The sequence below is a fragment of the uncultured Idiomarina sp. genome (assembly GCF_964010655.1).
Lineage (GTDB): Bacteria > Pseudomonadota > Gammaproteobacteria > Enterobacterales > Alteromonadaceae > Idiomarina > Idiomarina baltica.
On the sequence record NZ_CAXGLS010000032.1, the window covers coordinates 1 to 18,402 of the forward strand.

Genomic DNA, 18,402 nt, shown 5'->3' on the forward strand with positions numbered 1-18,402 from the left:
CCCCCACCATGTTGGTTCAGGTTCTCTTCAATCAGCCCTTTGTCTTCATGGCATTTAACGATGACGAGTTGTCCGCCAAATGAAGAGCGCCCGCCATAGGATTCAAACATCGGTTCAACGACATCGACCATATCGGGGTATAAATCACAAAGTTCTGAGGTATTGTATTCCATGACTGTATCCTGCGTTAGACAGTGCGAATTCAGGTAAGTATAACGGTAATTGGTGGTTTTAAAAATGCTCAATAGCCGCTTTGTTAAAATCTTTGAACGGTTATACTTGAATTACCCCACCAATGGCGCGTAATCTAATATAAATATAACAATAATTATTACTGTTTTCTGATGCCTGATCTCGATTTGGTCACCTCTTTGGCGATCGAAACATTAACTCATGTCATTCAAACCCTGATGTTGCTGGGATTCGCTGGCTTACTGCGGTTTTATCTTAAATCGTATCAGCAAGCATACCTCGGGGATTGGTCGGTCGCATGCTTGAGCTATGGTGCAAGCGAGCTTATTCGCGCTGTTCTAACATCGAGCGCACTCATCGGGACAAACTATCCTGAGTGGATTACACAGAGTCTTTATACAGGCTCAATTTTTCTTCACTACTTGGCACTCACCTATATTGCTCTCGGCGCCTACAACGCCATTAAGGAACGTCACCTAAGCCAAACAACTCGGCATTTACTCCTCCTTATAACTACGTTAGCTGCCTCAGCCACAATTGCCTGGATGTTCTCAAATCAAACCGGTGAGTTGTCATTATTTGAATCTGAATTGCCACGCTTTATCGTGCCGGCCCTGTTGTTCTTAGGTATTGCGCTCTTTATGTTTTTGCGCATCCCACCTGGCTTAGGTCCCAAAATTGTCGCCTCCGCATTTACATTTTTAGCAATCAAGAATCTTATTTTGTCGGCGGTGTTGTTATTCACTAATACCATTTATTTAGATTGGGTTATCAGCACTCAGGGCTTATTTACCATCGTATTCCTGACTATCATAATGGTCGGAATCGTAATCTGGCTGTTGGAATCGGAGCGTTCGACCTCGTTTTATGCTGTGCAGCGCGCCGAATATTTACACACACACGACGCCTTAACCGGTGTCGCTAACCGTCATCAATTAGTCAGTAAAATCCCCGTTTTAGTCGACTACTGCCGTTCAAATAACCGTCACCTATCCGTGATGTTACTTGGCGTTTCACGGTTTAAGTCCGTCAACGAACGGTTGGGTATTCGGGGGGGCGATCAAGTATTAAAAGAAATTGCCCGACGTCTACAGCAATTTAAACGTAAACCCGTTACCGTAGCTCGAATTAGTGGCGACGTATTTGCAGTCATCTTCGATCACTTAAAAAGTCGTCGTCATATCATTGAACTTGCCACAGAGCTCCAGCACGAGTTGTCTCGTCCTATCGAGGTGAATCAGCGACAGATCACGCTGTCGGTTGGCGTGGGAATTTCACGCTACCCTCAACACGGTGTTAATGCTGAAATTTTGCTGAACAAAGCAACGCTAGCCCTAACCGACGCGAAGCGCCAAAACGCCTCCAATATTACTTTTTATGAGCGCGGGATGGATGACGCGTTCTCTCAACTTATTGATATGGAGCCGATTCTAAGAAAGGCGTTTAAAAATAACGAATTTGTGATTTATCTTCAGCCTCAGTTTGATTTCGACTACCAGCAATTATGTGGCTTTGAGGCACTAATCCGTTGGCAGCACCCCGAACGAGGCTTGCTCTCGCCAGCTGAGTTTATTCCGCACATCGAACAGTTAGGCCTAACCGAGTTGCTTGATAATTGGGTACTTGAACGCGCTGCCGAAATACTCGCAGATTGGAACAAACGTTTTAGTCACGTGTGGCCTATCGCGGTGAACTTATCGGCACAGCAATTCCAACAGTCTAAACTCGTCGAACACCTCACTCGATTAGTCGACAATTACCAATTAGATGCCAGTTATCTCGAGTTAGAAATTACCGAGACTGTCGCAATGTCCGATTTAAGTAATGGCATGGATGTCATTCGTCGACTTAGAGACCTCGGCTTTAAAGTCGCTATAGATGACTTTGGCACAGGCCATAGCTCACTTGCCTACTTGCGCTCTTTACCCATTAATAAGATTAAAATTGATCGAAGTTTTGTCAGCGAGCTGCAGGTTAATCGCACCGATGCGACAATATTAAAAGCAATGATTCGCTTGGCTCATGGTCTTGGTAAACGTGTCATAGCAGAAGGTATCGAAACACAAGACCAACAAGATATTCTGCAACAGCTTGGGTGCGACATGATGCAGGGCTATTTCTACTCACCGCCCATTAAGCTTGAGTTGGCAGAGCAGCTCATCGAGAACGAGCTCAAACTAGGAAGAGAGCCGTTGCCAGCATCTTTGGCAACGGCATAAAGGCACCACTTATAGAATAAAGCGGCTTAGGTCTTCGTCTTGCGATAACTCACCAATGTGTTTATCGACATACGAAGCGTCAACGCTAATGCTTTCACCGCTATGATCAGTAGCATTAAAGGAGATTTCCTCCATCAGACGCTCTAGCACTGTGTGTAATCGACGTGCGCCGATGTTTTCGGTGGTCTCATTCACATGGAAGGCGATTTCTGCAATCCGTTGAATGCCATCGTCTGTAAAGCCAATTTCAACACCCTCGGTATTCAACAAGGCCTTATACTGAGTCGTTAGTGAAGCATTCGGCTCTGTCAAAATGCGTACAAAGTCACCACTGGTCAGTGCATCCAACTCAACACGAATTGGTAGACGACCTTGTAGCTCTGGAATTAGATCCGATGGCTTGCTCATCTGGAAGGCGCCTGATGCAATGAATAGGATATGATCAGTACGGATCATGCCATGCTTGGTATTGACCGTCGTACCTTCCACCAACGGCAACAGGTCGCGTTGTACGCCTTCTCTCGAAACATCAGGGCCACTACTGTCACCACGCTTACAGATCTTGTCGATCTCATCGAGGAAGACAATACCGTTCTGCTCGACAGATTCAATTGCCGCTTCCTTGACCTCGTCCGGATTAAGCAACTTAGCTGCTTCTTCATCGATTAATTGCTTAAACGCATCTTTGATCTTTATTTTGCGCTTCTTGGTCTTGTCATTGCCCATGTTCTGGAACATGTTTTGTAGCTGTGACGTCATTTCTTCCATGCCTGGCGGCGCCATGATCTCAACGCCCATTTGCGGCATCGCCAAATCAATTTCGATCTCTTTATCGTCTAAGCTACCTTCGCGTAATTTTTTACGGAACACTTGCCGTGAGTGACGTTGCTCATCATTGCCTTTATCTTCTTCTGCACCCCAGCCTCCTGAGGTACGCGCAGGCGGTAGTAGCACATCTAAAATGCGGTCTTCGGCAGCTTCCTCTGCGCGATAACGCACTTTTTGCATCATTTCTTCGCGCTTTTGCTTCACTGCTACATCGGTCAAATCCTTGATAATGGATTCAATTTCTTTACCAACGTAGCCCACCTCAGTAAATTTGGTTGCTTCTACTTTAATAAAAGGTGCACGTGCGAGCTTAGCCAAGCGACGTGCAATCTCAGTTTTACCCACGCCCGTTGGGCCAATCATTAGAATATTTTTAGGCGTTACTTCATTACGCAAATCATCATCTAACTGCATCCGGCGCCAGCGATTTCTAAGCGCTACGGCTACCGCTCGTTTAGCTTTATCTTGACCGATGATGTGACGATTGAGTTCGTCTACAATTTCTCTTGGGGTCATATCTGACATCTTTTATCCCCTACTTATTTTTTGAGGCAGCGATTGACTGCTGTTCTTCGATGGTCTGGTAGCCATTCGTGTAAACACAAATGTCGCCTGCAATGGTGAGTGCCTTTTCTACGATATCGCGCGCCGATAACTCGGTCGTCTCCAACATGGCCGTTGCCGCTGCTTGAGCATACGGCCCCCCGGAACCGATAGCAATCAGGTCGTTTTCGGGCTGAACTACGTCACCATTACCGGTAATGATGAGCGACGTTTCTTTATCGGCAACTGCGAGCAATGCCTCTAAGCGTCGTAAAGCGCGGTCTGTTCGCCAATCTTTCGCGAGTTCTACGGCAGCTCGCATCAAGTTACCCTGATGTTGCTCTAGCTTTGATTCAAAGCGCTCAAATAATGTAAATGCATCTGCGGTTCCGCCAGCAAAACCGGCTAATACTTGATCGTGGTAAAGGCGGCGTACTTTTTTAGCGTTACCTTTCATGACGGTGTTACCAAGCGAGACTTGGCCATCACCACCAATAGCGACTTTGTCGCCGCGTCTTACGGATACTATCGTGGTCAAAACAAAACCCTCTCTAGCTAATACGGTGAACTGCAAGCGATGTTGCAATGCGATTATTAGCTATTTGAGGGTGTATTGATAAGATTTCAAGGCATCCAACGATGCCTTTGCAGTTTTAACGAGTTTAGTCGAGGTTCCAGTTCCAAATCGCGCAACCGTAAATCTTAGCTCGTTGCAATTTATGCCGCTCTCTTTCAGCCGCGCGCTTGGTCTCGTAAGGCCCAAGAATCACGCGATACCAAAGACCGTTTTTACCCTCAGAGCTTCGTACTTGACTCTCTAAGCCGGCCATTGCAATTTCAGCCCTAAGACGTTCGGCGTCAGATTGCTTTCTAAATGACCCACACTGCATCAGTTTGGGAGGTCCGAGTTCGCGCTCAGGCACATCGACTTCAACCTGTTTACTTTCTAGTTCCTGAATATATTGCCACTTTTCCTTTGGCTTTGGGGGTAACTCGTCTGCCGCCTGTTGGTCTGTCGGTTTCGCTGGCAACTTATCACCATCACCATTAATACTCAGCAAACCGAAAATAAATGCGGCCATTAAAGCCAAGACAAGCACAATTGCAACCCACGGAACTTGTTTGGGTTGCTTAGCGGCAGCACCGCGAGCCGACGGTTTACCCCGTTGACCGGACGATTTGCCAGACTTCTTTTTAGGTTTGGGTTTACGATTAGCGTAATCCATGACTTACATCTTTTCTAACGTCGGTATACCCAATAATGCTAAGCCTTTTTCAAGCGTATTAGCCGTTAAACGGGCTAGTTTAAGACGACTATTACGCACCGCCTCGTCCTCTTGGTTGAGGATTGGGCAGGCTTCATAGAAGCTCGAGAAGTAACCTGCGAGTTCAAACAAGTAACCACATAAGAAGTGCGGCATGGCTTTATCGAATACACGGTTCACCACTTCCTCAAACCGAATCAGTTGATTTGCGAGCGCAAGCTCACGCTCATCTTCGAGCAGCCAGTCAGCGTCCATATCAAACGAACGTTCACCTAACTTATCGAAAATACTATTCACGCGAGTAAATGCATAAAGTAGATAAGGCGCTGTATTGCCCTCAAACGTGAGCATTAAATCCCAATCGAAAATATAGTCCGATGTTCTGTTTTTTGATAAGTCGGCATATTTAACTGAGCTAATACCGACCACTTTCGCGACCGCCTCTTGCTGCTCAGCAGTCAGGTCAGAGTTCTTCTGCTGTAACAGTTCGAGTGCTCTGCGCTCAGCTTCATCCAATAAATCAGCAAGTTTAGTCACACCACCGTCGCGACTCTTATAAGGACGCCCGTCCTTACCCATAACAGTGCCGAACCCATAATGCTGAGTTTTAATATCACCCTCAATGAACTTGGCTTTACGCGCTAAGGTAAAGATCTGTTCGAAGTGCAAAGATTGACGCGCATCGACAAAATACATCAGATAGTCGCCACCGAGTTCTTTTTGACGATACTGGATTGCAGCAAGGTCAGTGGTCGCATACAAATAACCGCCGCCCTTTTTCTGCACAATAATTGGAAGCGGTTCACCTTCTTTACCTTTAAACTCGTCTAAAAATACGCACTGCGCACCTTGGTCTTCTACTAACAGCCCTTGCTCTTTGAGATGTTCGATAACACCGGGCAGACGGTCGTTATAAGCACTTTCGGCCATCACATCGTCACGGGTTAACTTCACCCCCAAACGGTCATACACTTCCTGACAGTGCGTCAGCGACACATCAATAAATTGATTCCACAGCTTCAAGCAATAATCATCACCTGACTGTAGCTTGACGACTAATTCACGTGCCCGCTCGGCAAAATCTTCGCTTTCGTCGAAGCGCTTTTTGGCAGCTTTATAAAAAGTTTCTAAATTACTGAGCTCATAGTTAGCCGCTTCGCTATCCAGCTCTTCCATGTGCGCCAGCAACATCCCGAACTGAGTGCCCCAATCACCTACGTGGTTTTGGCGAATCACCTTATGGCCCAACATTTCGGCGGTACGCGATACCGCATCGCCAATAATCGCCGAGCGCAAATGACCTACGTGCATTTCTTTCGCTAGGTTAGGTGATGAATAATCAATAACAATGGTCATTGGCTTTTCAGCACGCTGAATACCGAGATCAGCACTACTCAGCATGGTGGTTAACTGACTCTTTAACTGGTCCTGTGCGATCGTAAAGTTAATAAAGCCAGGTCCAGCGATATCGGTTTTGGCAATCAGCGTGTTCGCCGGAATCGCTTCAATAACCTTTTCCGCTAATTGACGCGGATTCATTTTTGCAGGCTTTGCCAGCATCAACGCCAGATTGGACGCAAAGTCGCCGTGTGACTTATCTCGTGGTCGGTCCAACTGAATCTTCACGGTTAGATCCGTAGGAAGAATACCGTCAGCTTTTAATTGGCCCACAGCATCAGTAATTAACTGTTCAAGTTGCTCTTTCATCGACACGACTACCTGTATTAACGTTAAAAAGGAAAGAAAAAGTGATTCACAATAAGAGGGTTAGTTTACCTGTTTTTGCGCGTTTATGTGAAGTCTTGTGGATCAATGTCCAACGACCATCGTATACGGTTGAGAATACTGAGGTTTTCCCACTGGCTAAGTAAATATTTAACGACTTGATAACGTTGTTTACGCGATGTTGTCTGCAGTATCCATTGATAACGATAACGACCTGCTCGTTTTTCCATTAACGCGGGAATCGGACCGACGCCCATGACCCCCGCAACCTCAGGTAAGCAAGCAGCCATATGATTCAATGCCTCTACAACTTGCGCTTTGTCGGTACTTTCGGCCCGCACCAGCGCCCAATGCTTGAACGGGGGAAGCTCTGTCGCCTGCCGTTCAGCCAAAGCCGTTAGAGCAAAGTGTTGGTATCCATTATTTAGCAAATCTTGCACTAAGTCGTGCTCGGGATGATGCGTTTGTAGCACGACTCGGCCGCGTTTGTGAGCTCGACCCGCGCGACCCGATACTTGTGTAAACAGCTGAGCCAACCGCTCTGGCGCGCGAAAATCAGCGCTATACAAAGCGCCATCGACATCCAACAGCGCGACTAAAGTCACATTGGGGAAATGGTGTCCTTTAGCGAGCATCTGGGTACCCACCAAAATGTGATGTTTATGCTCGGAGGCCGATTTTAAGTGTGCGTCTAACTCGCCTTTGCGTCGTGTAGAGTCCCGGTCTATCCGCAACACGCTGTGCTCGGGAAATCGTTGATTAAGAAAATCTTCGAGTTGTTCGGTACCCACACCATGCGATATTAAATGCGTTGAGCCACATTGCTCACACTGCTTTGGGACAGGCCGTTGGCTATCGCAATGGTGACAATGTAGGCGCCGTTGTGCTTGATGCAGGGTGTAATACGCATCGCAACGTTTACACTGTGCAATCCAGCCACACTCATGGCACATCAGCGCAGGTGCGAAGCCACGCCTATTTAAAAACAGCAGCACCTGGTTATGCTTACTTAGCTCCTGTTCTATTTGTTGTAGCAAGGGTTCCGACAAGCCCGCCTGCATCGGTAGACCTTTCAAGTCTATAAGTTCATGCTCAACGCTTTCTGCAACACCGGCGCGTTGAGTTAGTTGCAACCAGTGAAAGCGCTGATTAACGGCATTATTAAGGGTCTCGAGCGCAGGCGTAGCACTGCCTAAAATGATCGGAATATCAAGTAATTGCGCACGTTTAATCGCAATATCGCGAGCGTGATAACGAAATCCATCCTGCTGCTTATAGGACAAGTCGTGCTCTTCATCGACGACGATCATGCCTAAATCAGCGAACGGAGTGAAAATGGCTGAGCGTGTGCCAATGACAATGCCTGCCCGATTCGATCGACTGTTGAGCCAAGCATGAAGACGTTCTGTATCATTAAGGTTAGAGTGTAAGACCTCGACTGGAACATCAAAACGTTGCCGAAAGCGCTTAATCGTTTGCATCGTCAAGCCAATTTCAGGTACTAAGACTAGCACTTGCCGACCTGCTGCTAAGACATGCTCGATAGCTTGTAAATACACCTCGGTTTTGCCACTCCCGGTTACACCCTCGAGTAGAAAGCTTGCATGACCAGATATTTGCTTAATTGCGCTAAGCGCAACCGCTTGTTCTTGGTTAACCGCGAGTGGTTCTTCGCTGAGCGCCATCTGCCAATGTTGTTCTGCATTAAGCTCAGGCCTTTCTTCAATGCGTCTAACCCAGCCTTTATCGCAAGCAGCGCTACTGACTGTGGTACTAATCTGAGCCTGCTTAAGTTGCGCTGCGCTGACTCGACCTCGTGCCAATAACTCGAGTAATTGCTTCTGCTTGGGCGCTCGGTCAAGCGCAGTATCACTCGCACTCGGTGCATCCTGCGCCAACTCATAATAAGTAACGGGCGCATAGCCGATGGGTTTCCCCTGTCTCAACAATATGGGTAAAGCATTAGCAAATACATCACCCAGACTATGCTGATAGTAATCTGACGCCCAATTTAAAAGTTGCCACAGCTCGGCTTTCCATACCGCGGTGGTATCTAGTTGTGCCAGCACTGACTTGGCTTCAAACGTGCTCGGCGCTGCAACATTAAGTTGCGTTATAATGCCGACCAATTGCCGTTGACCAAAAGGCACCCGCACACGCGCACCGAGCACTGCCGGTTCCGACAAATCATATTGGTAAGTGAAGCTGCGCCGCAACGGCAACGGTAACGCCACTTCAATGTAGTGAGGGCTGTCTATCATAGCGCTATTCTGAAACGCAATGAGCGATAAAACAAGCGTAATAAGCCTCTTGAATGATCAGTGAAGATCGCATAAAATGCCGCGCTCTTAAACATTGTTGTTTTTTTACACATGGTGTCCTGCGCAGACGAGGCGACTGGATAGCGATGTGGCCTAACTCGAGGTATTCCCATGAAACAAGGTATTCATCCTAAGTACGAAGCAATCAAAGTAACTTGCTCGTGCGGTAACGAATTTGAAACTCGCTCTACTCGCGTAGAAGATCTACACATCGACGTATGTTCAGAGTGCCACCCATTCTACACTGGTAAGCAACGTGTAATGGACACAGGTGGTCGTGTCGACAAATTCAAGAAACGTTTTGGTACTTTGGGCAAAAAATAATTGCCGGTACGCAAAACGTATAAAAATGAGCTTTTCAGCCCATTTTTACAAAAAAGGCGCCAAATGGCGCCTTTTTTCATATCTACTCTGCTCAGAGACACCATTGTTAAAGAAAAGTTGACTGGTGTGTTTTTAAACACATCAAAAGTTAGCATGATCTGAGTGAGTCCACATAAGCAGGTAAGATTTGTTATTTTCCTAATTGCCTTTATCCTAATACATCATCCTTTATTCATTTTTTCAGGTTGCCTAAATGTCAGATTTCCGCCAAAAAGCGTTGGATTATCACCAATACCCCACACCAGGTAAGATTTCAGTTGAACTCACCAAGCCAGCTGACTCTGCGAAAGACTTAGCGCTTGCCTACAGTCCGGGTGTTGCGGAACCAGTGAGAGCCATAGCTGAAGATCCCGACAATGCCTATAAATATACGGCGAAAGGCAATATGGTCGCTGTTATTTCTAATGGTACCGCGATTCTTGGTTTGGGTAACTTGGGGCCGCTGGCATCAAAGCCCGTGATGGAAGGGAAAGCACTGTTATTTAAGCGGTTTGCAGGATTAGACTCCATCGATATTGAAGTCTCCCATCGCACTACTCAAGATTTCATTAATACAGTGGCGAATATAGCCGACACATTTGGTGGTATTAATCTTGAGGATATCAAGGCGCCTGAGTGTTTCGAAATCGAGCAAGCGCTTATTGAAAAATGTAACGTACCTGTGTTTCATGATGACCAACACGGCACGGCTATTGTGACCGCTGCAGGCATGTTGAATGCACTTGAAATCCAAGGTAAGTCCCTTAAAGATGCCCATATTGTTTGCATGGGTGCGGGGGCCGCCGCCATCGCCTGTATGGAGCTACTTATCAAATGTGGTGCGCAACGCGAACATATTTACATGTTGGATTCCAAAGGTGTCATCCATACTCGCCGCGAGGATCTCAACGAATATAAAGCGCTCTTCGCAAACAACACTGACAAACGGACGCTCGAAGAAGTCATTGAAGGGGCCGACCTGTTTCTCGGTGTTTCGGGACCTGACCTACTCTCGCCAGAAACGCTTAAACTGATGGCTGATAAGCCGATCGTGTTCGCTTGCTCTAACCCGGATCCAGAAATTAAGCCCGAATTAGCTCAGCAAACTCGCGACGACATTATTATCGGCACAGGTCGTTCTGACTACCCTAACCAAGTCAACAATGTGTTGTGCTTTCCGTTCATGTTTCGCGGCGCTTTAGATGTGCGTGCAACCGCAATTAACGATGAGATGAAAATTGCAGCGGTTGAAGCCATCCGCCAGCTCGCAAAAGAGGAAGTGCCTGATGAGGTCAAAAAAGCAGCCGGTATTGATGAACTCACTTTCGGCGCTGATTACATCATTCCTAAACCCATGGACCCTCGCTTGTGTCAGCGCGTAGCTAAGGCAGTGGCAGAGGCAGCGGTCGATTCTGGTGTTGCCAAAATCCCGCTACCTGAAAACTATATGCAAGATTAAGGCGTATCGAGTTCATCATCTGCAGGAATTGGAAGCCCTCGTGCTTCTAATTCTTCGCGTACTGCCTTAGGTATTTTATTTGGATTGGTCTTTTCTAAATCGGTATCCGTCGGCAACGGTTGGCCCGTAAAAGCGTGTAAAAAGGCTTCGCAGAGTAGTTCGCTGTTCGTAGCATGACGTAAGTTCTTAACTTGACGGCGAGTTCGCTCATCGGTGAGTACTTTAAGCACGCGAGTCGGTATTGATACGGTTACCTTTTTTACCTGTTCGCTTTTACGCCCGTGCTCTGCATAGGGGTAGATATAATCACCATTCCACTTCATCGTGAGAGTCCTGCCTTAGTCAAAAACCATATAAGTTATATTGAATTTTACTCAATCCCAGATGAAGGTCAAATTTTATCCGTCTAGATGGCTAAAATTTGCTGACATTTGGCGTTTGATGTTTTAGCCTTAGTCATTACATCAGTTAATTCATTTATTTGAGAGGTATCGCCAATGACCGCAGAGCCGAGCTTAGATCAGATTCGGACGGTAGCCGATAACGTTCAAGTGCATAAGTTTGGCGGCAGTAGTTTGGCTGACGCTTTTTGTTATCGTCGCGTGGCACGCATTGTAACCGAATATGCAGGCGCAAGCGATGTTGTGGTGGTCTCGGCGGCGGGTGATACCACTAACCGTATTTTAGCAATTATTAAAGCTCAAAAGGAGTCTGGCGATACGGCTGATATTTTACTCGACCAACTGGAGCGGTTCCAACAAGGATTAATCCACGAACTTCTCGGTAGCGAGTTTGCGGCACCTATCCTTGAGCAGTCGACTGTGGATTTTCAACGCTTCCGCGACTTCGTTGCGGGTAAAGAAATTATCGAACACGAAGCAGAACTGCTGTCTTACGGTGAACTTTGGTCAGCTCGACTCCTTGCGGCATTATTAAGGAAACAAGGTACTAAAGCAGACCATATTGATGCACGTGACTTCCTAAAGGCTGAAGACGCCCCTGAGCCCGTTATTCAGGAGTTAGAGTCGCGCCATAATTTATTAAATCGCGTAGCACCTTTTCCCGGCACACGATTTATTGTTACAGGCTTTATTGCACGCGGTTTAAACGGTGAGAGCCTCACACTAGGTCGTAACGGCAGTGACTATTCTGCGACTTTGGTTGGTAGCTTACTTAATTCAAAGCAAGTCACTATTTGGAAAGACGTCGCCGGTGTTTATTCAGCCGATCCGCGTAAGATAGAACGTGTCGTCAGTTTGTCGACCTTAGATTGGAGCGAAGCAGAAGAGCTGGCTCGATTAGGCAGCCCGGTGCTACACCCTCGCACATTCCAACCTGTTGACCGCGATCGTATGGTCATTTCGGTGCGCTCAAGCCTAAAAGTTGAAAATCAGCAGACCCGTATTGGCAATTTCGAACATACAGAACCTAAGGGTAAAGTATTCACATCTTTGTCCGAAGTTGTATTGTTTAAGGTCGAACTCAACGACCGCGAGCTCGTCAAACAACTTGACGCGCTGGATTTAACGCCATTGGTAAGCTGGACCGAACCCGAAAAACATCAACAATACTTGGTTTTCCACCAAAACCACTTGAACTACATCAGCCACTGGCTCGACCGCATCAATGCGGGTAATGCGGTCACGCAAATCCACGGCTATTCAATGGTGGCACTGGTTGGTAATCGCATTCAAGAGACGGATCAATATAATACCTTCAAACTACAGTTAGGCGAACAGAAGGTGCGTCGCTTTGCGGTCAGCGAAGACGGGTGTTCTGCGGTCGCCATATTAGAACAAAAGCTTGATAACCGTTTACTCAATCGGCTTCATAGCCAGTTATTTAACTATCGCCGCAGCTTAGGCGTGCTAGTCATTGGTCGCGGTAACATTGGTACAGCTTGGTTGGACTTATTCCGTCAACAGCGCGACCGCATTAACCAAGTAATGGATGTCCGAGTAATAGGTATCGCCAACTCTAAGAAGCTCTGGCTTGACTATAGTGGCGTCGAATTGAATGAGTGGCAAGCAGGGTTTGACCGTTTATCACGCCCTTACGTACTAACCGAGCTGCTTCGAGAGTTGCCCAATGCACCTTACGATGAATTGGTTATGATTGACCTAACCGATGCTAAAGCCGTTGCGCAACTCTATCCCAGCTTATTTGCCAATGGATTGCACATTATTAGTGCGAATAAGCGCGCTGGCTCAGCTGAGGAATCTTTATACCGTGAAATTCGCACGATCCAGCATGAGTATAAACGTGAGTGGCTTTATAACACCACGGTCGGTGCAGGATTGCCACTTAACTACGCGATTAACGATTTACGGGGCTCCGGCGATGAAATTCGTAGCATTTCGGGGATTTTTTCCGGCACCATGTCTTGGCTATTCGAGAACTTCACGGACGGTGTTAAATTCAGTGATTTAGTATTAGAAGCTAAAAAGCGTGGCTATTCAGAGCCCGACCCACGTGAGGATTTATCCTGTCAGGATCTGGTACGTAAGCTATTAATCTTAGCTCGCGAAATTGGTCTTAAACTTGATTGGGAAGATATCAGCGTGAGCAGTTTGGTGCCTGAAAGTCTTCGCGATATCTCTGCCAGTGAGTTTTTACAACGAGCTCACGAGTTAGACGAGCCAATGGATACCATGCTTAAGGAAGCAGCCAAAGACGGTAATGTGCCGCGCTTACTCGCCAGCTTCTCGGTCTCTGAAGAAGGGCGGGTCAGTGCGAAAATAGGTGTCGAATATATTCCAGCAGGCGATATGCTGGCCAACCTGATCCCTGGCGAGAATATCTTTGTGATATACACCGATTGGTATTCAGAAATGCCACTGGTTATTAGCGGCCCAGGCGCAGGTAAGCACGTCACAGCCGGCGGCGTACAATCTGATCTCAACCAATTACTGGCAAAACTAACGGTGACGGGTTAGAACAACCCGTCTTCGTTATTAAAGATATCTTTGTTATCGCGCTCATCTTGAGCATATTCAGTTGGCTCGGTGCCACTGATAAAATACTCGAAGCGGCTCGTGTAGTCGTTTCGATGCGATAACTTACCCGTTTCCATATCAATTCTCACACTCACCACGTTGGGTGGAATGGTAAAGTCATCGGCTGGAAATTTGCCGACCGCTTTTTCCATGAATAAGATCCACCCTGGCAATGCGGTTTTCGCACCCGCTTCACCTCCTGAGATTGGTTGTTCTTTACTACTCAGCAACGGGTTCATCGTAGTCCGACCCAACTCGCGTGATACATCGTCAAAGCCCACCCATGTGGTCGTCACTAACCCCGTCGTAAAGCCAGAGAACCAGGTGTCTTTAACATCATTGGTGGTACCGGTTTTACCTGTAATCGATCGTCCCGTGACATTAACGATAGGTTTAGAACGTTGGATGCGCCATGAAGTACCATTCCAGCCTGTTTTATGAGCCCAACTGCCTCCACCCCATACCGCTGAATTCATCGCTTGGGCAACCAGAAAAGCGTTCTGCTCAGAAATTATACGGGGCGCTGCATTCTCACAGTCTTCGCAAGCTAGCTTCGGTTGTGCTTCGTAGACCACCTCTCCATCACCGTCTTCTATTCGCTCGATAATGTAGGGGTTGATCAAGAAACCGCCATTAGCGAAAGTCGCATAGGCACGCGCAACTTCCATCGGTGTCATAGATAACGAGCCCAGCGAGATGGATTCATTTTCTGGAATCGTATCGCGTGGAATACCAAACTTCGCGATATGATCGGCGGCGGTTTTAACGCCAAGTTCTCGTATTAGGCGAACAGAGACCACGTTTTTTGACTTAGCTAATGCCTTGCGAAGGCGAATAGGGCCTTCATAGACGTCCGGAGAGTTTTTAGGACGCCAGGCGATACCTGCGCCCGGATTCCACTGATTAATAGGTGCATCATTCACCAAAGTAGCCAAGGTAAAACCTTGCTCGAAGGCTGCCGAGTAAATCAGGGGCTTGATATTTGAGCCTACTTGTCGAGCCGCTTGTAAGGCGCGATTATATTGGCTGAGACTAAAGCTATAGCCTCCAACTACTGCCTCTACGGCACCATCTTGCGGCTTTAAGGAAACAATCGCAGAACTTGGTTCCGGCACTTGTGCTAATCGAAGTTGATGCTCATCACCCACCGAACGCACATAGATAACGTGTCCCGGCTGCATAATATCTGTAGCAGACTTAGGCGCCTCACCTTGGCGCTCTTCATTAAGATACGGACGCGCCCATTTCATCGCATCCCAGTTTAAGGTCGTTGCTTGTTCATCACCTTTGATTAGGATTTGCGCTGATTGTTCATCAACGCCCATAACTACTGCGGGAACGACAGCGCCAATGCGATCGACACGCGCTAAATAGTCAATAACCTCGGCCTGCGATAATGCCGGTTTACCCTCTTTTTCGTTCCAAAGTACGCTGACAGGTCCCCGATAGCCATGACGCTCATCATAACCATGTAGGTTATTCCAAATAGCTTGTTGAGCGGCTTGCTGGACATCGCTACGGACAGTCGTATAAACGTTGTAGCCGCCATTGTAGGCTTCCTCTTCACCAAACCGCTCGACCATATCTTGGCGCACAATTTCAGCAAGGTAAGGAGCGTTCACTGTTACTTCAGCACCATGACGACGCGCGGTTACAGGTGCGTTCACAGCATCATCAAATTGTGCTTGGGTGATTTTCTTCTCATCCAGCATCCGCAGTAATACTACACGACGGCGTGCTTTAGAAGCTTGTGGATTACTAATCGGGTTTAAATTCGATGGCGCTTTGGGCAACCCTGCGATAGTTGCGATCTGTGCCAAACTCAACTCATTTAAAGGTTTACCGTAATAAACTTGGGCAGCGGCACCCACGCCATAAGCGCGATGACCAAAGGCGATTTTATTTAGGTAAAGCTCTAGAATTTCGTCTTTTGTCAGTAGCTGCTCGATATGCAAAGCAATAAATGTTTCTTTTATCTTACGCATCCAAGCTCGGTCAAAACTTAGGAAAAAGTTTCGCGCCAACTGCATGGTGATGGTGCTGGCACCTTCTTTCACTTCACCCGTCGTAATAAGGACACCAAAAGCTCTCACGACACCGATAGGATCAACGCCAAAGTGTTGGTAGAAACGGCTATCCTCAGTTGCGAGAAAAGCATCAACCATGGTCTGTGGGACATCCTCAAGCTTAACTGGAATTCGGCGTTTTTCACCAAACTGCGAGATCATCTGCCCATCTTTGGTGAATACCTGCATTGGCGTTTGTAACTTGACATCCCTTAGCGTTTCAACACTCGGGAGCTCGGGCTTAACATAAAGATAGAGCCCTCCCACGGTCAAGATCCCCAATACGCCCAAAGCGGCGACTATCCACGCGAATCGCTTTAAAAACCTCAAAAACCTACCCCACTTCTGTGACGTTGTTGAATATCTGACACCTTTGTATAACTAACTATTATGGCTGATTTTCAAACTAAACACTACGCTTGCAACCCTCAACCCAAGACAAAATTTTATAACCCAAGATGGTGTAAATAAATGAAGCCTTATTTATCCGCTGCAATGATTGAAAACAATGACATAAGGCTATTGACGCTAGAAATAAAAAAGGGACAACTCGCGACCAAACATTACCTAACTGACGCAATTGATCAAATGAACTGGCGATACTATAAGTCCCGTTTAAGCCTCTTAATCCCGTGTCAGTTTGTATACTTGCAGACAGAAATCAGCTCACAGCCAAGCAACCTCTATCAAGACAGTCACATCGTCCCGATGCTCGGTAGCCAACAAATCAATGGTCATGAGGACGCTATCGAGCGACTGACCGAAAAGCTACCACTGAAACCCCGCGTATTGGAGCCTGCACCTCAGGCATGGGTACGCTGTACTAACTACTTCCTTCCGGGCCTGCCCGCCTACGCGAGACTCGCAAAACCGGCAACACAGTGGACCATCATTTTTCGCGAACAACATCTGTATATTGTGCTACGAGTGACACGAGGTGTTCTAGTGTCTTTACACTCAATTTCACTCCTTGAGGCCATCAACATCGAAGAGCTTGATTCAGTGGTGATGAGTTACCTAAGTACCGAAGAGGATGACATTTTAAAAGCACGATTATTTAATTTCTCGGGACTTTGGCAGAACCTGTGCTCAGCGACACAGTCATTTGCAGGCGAGGCGTCACCCGCTTTAATCGGTGCCGCTCTGAGAGGCTTTTTCCCATGGCGTGGTTAAACCTCAGTGACTGGCGCACGGCTAAAAGGCACAGAAATCAGCGACAACGTCTTATCGCCGTTGTTCTTTTAAGCCTATTTAGCCTACTTAATATCACCGCCGTGGTGGACCCCTTATACAGTCAGTTTACCCTTCACAACTTAGATGTAGTCCATTCACGCGTGACTCAATGGCAAACAGCCCAACAAAATCAGTTATCAGCGGCAACACGTTACCAGCAAGATTCATCCGCTATCCAACAACAAGTCAACCAAGTTAGCCAGATATTAACTTTAGAGTTGAGTAATTTGACGGGGTTAAACATCGACCGCGCTCATTGGACATCTTCCCAACTATCATTAAGTGGTACATACCATAGCCCCGCTGAGCTGACACAATTGAGTGAGCGTTTGCGGCACGATGGAACGCAGAGCGTACAACTGCAATTAAAAGCTCATAACCATGCACAACTCGATGTTTATAAACCATAGTAGAAGTGCCGATGAAAAGTACATTAGGTTTCTATTTAGCGCTATGTTTAACATTGGTACCTGCACCAGCAAGCTTTATCTTAGCTTCATGGTATTTCGAATCTAACCAACGGGAGACTCGCCATGAAACTCAGATACTTTGGCAACAGACAGAGAAAAGTAAACTCACCTTCACCGCTCATCAACAGTCAGTAGAGCGACGCCCAATAGCGCGTTGGCTGACCCTCGCCTTAGCGGCAGCTCAACGTTATTCGCTAACCCAGCAGATCCCCATAGCATCGGATGTAAAACTGCGGATTAAGTTACGCGGTCAGTCGAAAAAATTAATTGAGTGGTGGGCTGATGTATCTACCTCATGGCCAAGCCAAGATAAGCATCCATTTGTACTAGACAGTCTCATTATGACTCGGCACACAGATGATAAGAATGAGCTTATACTTAGCTTTGTTGAAAATGGCCTACCCATGCTTGCACTCTCTATCGCACCGCGAGGCCAAAAGCCATGTGACTTATCGCCTCCGGGCAAATTACTCGGTGACTGGCACGATTACCAACTTCTTGCCACCCTCGCCACTGAAGGCAACTTCTCAGCTTACTTTCAAGGTAGTGATAAGCAATGGCTAACGGCCAAGGTTGGCGACTACTTTAGCTCACCAACCACGATGATTACGGCGATTTCTCGCGAGTCCGTCACCTTCAAACAATTGGAGTCATTTCCGTGCGTTGTTACAACACTTCAAAACAAGGTCAAACACACAAATGCAATCGCTTTCTGACACCTG

14 protein-coding genes and 1 pseudogene are annotated in these 18,402 nt (G+C 47.0%); 7 read left to right on the forward strand and 8 right to left on the reverse strand.

Annotated features, from left to right (window positions below):
* A pseudogene (locus ABNS04_RS08760) lies at positions 1 to 173 on the reverse strand (ribonuclease E activity regulator RraA); the annotation flags it as partial.
* A gap of 171 nt (positions 174 to 344) precedes the next feature.
* On the opposite strand from ABNS04_RS08760, the gene ABNS04_RS08765 reads away from it, so the two are divergent.
* Positions 345 to 2,411, forward strand: coding sequence for a GGDEF domain-containing phosphodiesterase (locus tag ABNS04_RS08765; RefSeq protein WP_006954586.1), 2,067 nt, complete (start codon positions 345 to 347; stop codon positions 2,409 to 2,411).
* 9 nt (positions 2,412 to 2,420) lie between these two features.
* Here ABNS04_RS08765 and hslU read toward each other — a convergent pair whose 3' ends face one another.
* The 5 genes from hslU to priA form a co-directional block, all read right to left on the reverse strand.
* A complete protein-coding gene (gene hslU / locus ABNS04_RS08770; RefSeq protein ID WP_006954587.1) occupies positions 2,421 to 3,764 on the reverse strand; it encodes an ATP-dependent protease ATPase subunit HslU in 1,344 nt (447 codons plus the stop codon).
* 10 nt (positions 3,765 to 3,774) lie between these two features.
* The gene (hslV, locus tag ABNS04_RS08775; RefSeq protein WP_040487670.1) at positions 3,775 to 4,320 is read right to left on the reverse strand and encodes an ATP-dependent protease subunit HslV; all 546 of its coding nucleotides are present in this window, start codon (positions 4,318 to 4,320) and stop codon (positions 3,775 to 3,777) included.
* Between the two features lie 124 nt (positions 4,321 to 4,444).
* Positions 4,445 to 5,008 carry an SPOR domain-containing protein gene (locus ABNS04_RS08780; protein ID WP_272978376.1) on the reverse strand — a complete coding sequence of 188 codons (564 nt, stop codon included), beginning with the start codon at positions 5,006 to 5,008 and terminating at the stop codon, positions 4,445 to 4,447.
* 3 nt (positions 5,009 to 5,011) lie between these two features.
* Complete coding sequence (gene argS, locus ABNS04_RS08785; RefSeq protein WP_272978375.1) at positions 5,012 to 6,754, reverse strand: arginine--tRNA ligase; 1,743 nt, start codon at positions 6,752 to 6,754, stop codon at positions 5,012 to 5,014.
* Between the two features lie 83 nt (positions 6,755 to 6,837).
* On the reverse strand, positions 6,838 to 9,033 hold the full coding sequence (gene priA, locus ABNS04_RS08790; RefSeq protein WP_272978374.1) for a primosomal protein N': 2,196 nt from the start codon (positions 9,031 to 9,033) through the stop codon (positions 6,838 to 6,840).
* 171 nt (positions 9,034 to 9,204) lie between these two features.
* Between priA and rpmE the strand changes: the two genes are divergently transcribed.
* Together rpmE and ABNS04_RS08800 are read left to right on the forward strand one after the other, a co-directional pair.
* Positions 9,205 to 9,417 carry a 50S ribosomal protein L31 gene (rpmE, locus tag ABNS04_RS08795; RefSeq protein WP_006954592.1) on the forward strand — a complete coding sequence of 71 codons (213 nt, stop codon included), beginning with the start codon at positions 9,205 to 9,207 and terminating at the stop codon, positions 9,415 to 9,417.
* 253 nt (positions 9,418 to 9,670) lie between these two features.
* A complete protein-coding gene (locus tag ABNS04_RS08800; protein WP_272978373.1) occupies positions 9,671 to 10,915 on the forward strand; it encodes a malic enzyme-like NAD(P)-binding protein in 1,245 nt (414 codons plus the stop codon).
* Here ABNS04_RS08800 and metJ read toward each other — a convergent pair.
* Entirely contained in the window at positions 10,912 to 11,238 is a 327-nt protein-coding gene (gene metJ / locus ABNS04_RS08805; RefSeq protein ID WP_006954594.1) for a met regulon transcriptional regulator MetJ, read from the reverse strand. The genes ABNS04_RS08800 and metJ overlap by 4 nt on opposite strands.
* 174 nt (positions 11,239 to 11,412) lie before the next feature.
* On the opposite strand from metJ, the gene ABNS04_RS08810 reads away from it, so the two are divergent.
* The gene (locus ABNS04_RS08810) at positions 11,413 to 13,851 is read left to right on the forward strand and encodes a bifunctional aspartate kinase/homoserine dehydrogenase II (protein ID WP_272978372.1); all 2,439 of its coding nucleotides are present in this window, start codon (positions 11,413 to 11,415) and stop codon (positions 13,849 to 13,851) included.
* On the opposite strand, the gene ABNS04_RS08815 is transcribed toward ABNS04_RS08810, so the two are convergent.
* Complete coding sequence (locus tag ABNS04_RS08815) at positions 13,848 to 16,307, reverse strand: PBP1A family penicillin-binding protein (RefSeq protein ID WP_272978371.1); 2,460 nt, start codon at positions 16,305 to 16,307, stop codon at positions 13,848 to 13,850. The two genes, ABNS04_RS08810 and ABNS04_RS08815, sit on opposite strands and share 4 nt — an antisense overlap.
* 141 nt (positions 16,308 to 16,448) lie before the next feature.
* Here ABNS04_RS08815 and ABNS04_RS08820 point away from each other — a divergent pair, with 141 nt between their 5' ends.
* The 3 genes from ABNS04_RS08820 to ABNS04_RS08830 are packed head-to-tail and all read left to right on the forward strand — an operon-like array spanning position 16,449 to position 18,396.
* On the forward strand, positions 16,449 to 17,150 hold the full coding sequence (locus ABNS04_RS08820) for a hypothetical protein (protein WP_006954597.1): 702 nt from the start codon (positions 16,449 to 16,451) through the stop codon (positions 17,148 to 17,150).
* The gene (locus tag ABNS04_RS08825) at positions 17,138 to 17,620 is read left to right on the forward strand and encodes a hypothetical protein (RefSeq protein ID WP_006954598.1); all 483 of its coding nucleotides are present in this window, start codon (positions 17,138 to 17,140) and stop codon (positions 17,618 to 17,620) included. The genes ABNS04_RS08820 and ABNS04_RS08825 overlap by 13 nt, the downstream gene beginning before the upstream one ends.
* Before the next feature lie 11 nt (positions 17,621 to 17,631).
* On the forward strand, positions 17,632 to 18,396 hold the full coding sequence (locus tag ABNS04_RS08830; protein ID WP_006954599.1) for a hypothetical protein: 765 nt from the start codon (positions 17,632 to 17,634) through the stop codon (positions 18,394 to 18,396).
* Positions 18,397 to 18,402 lie beyond the last annotated feature (6 nt).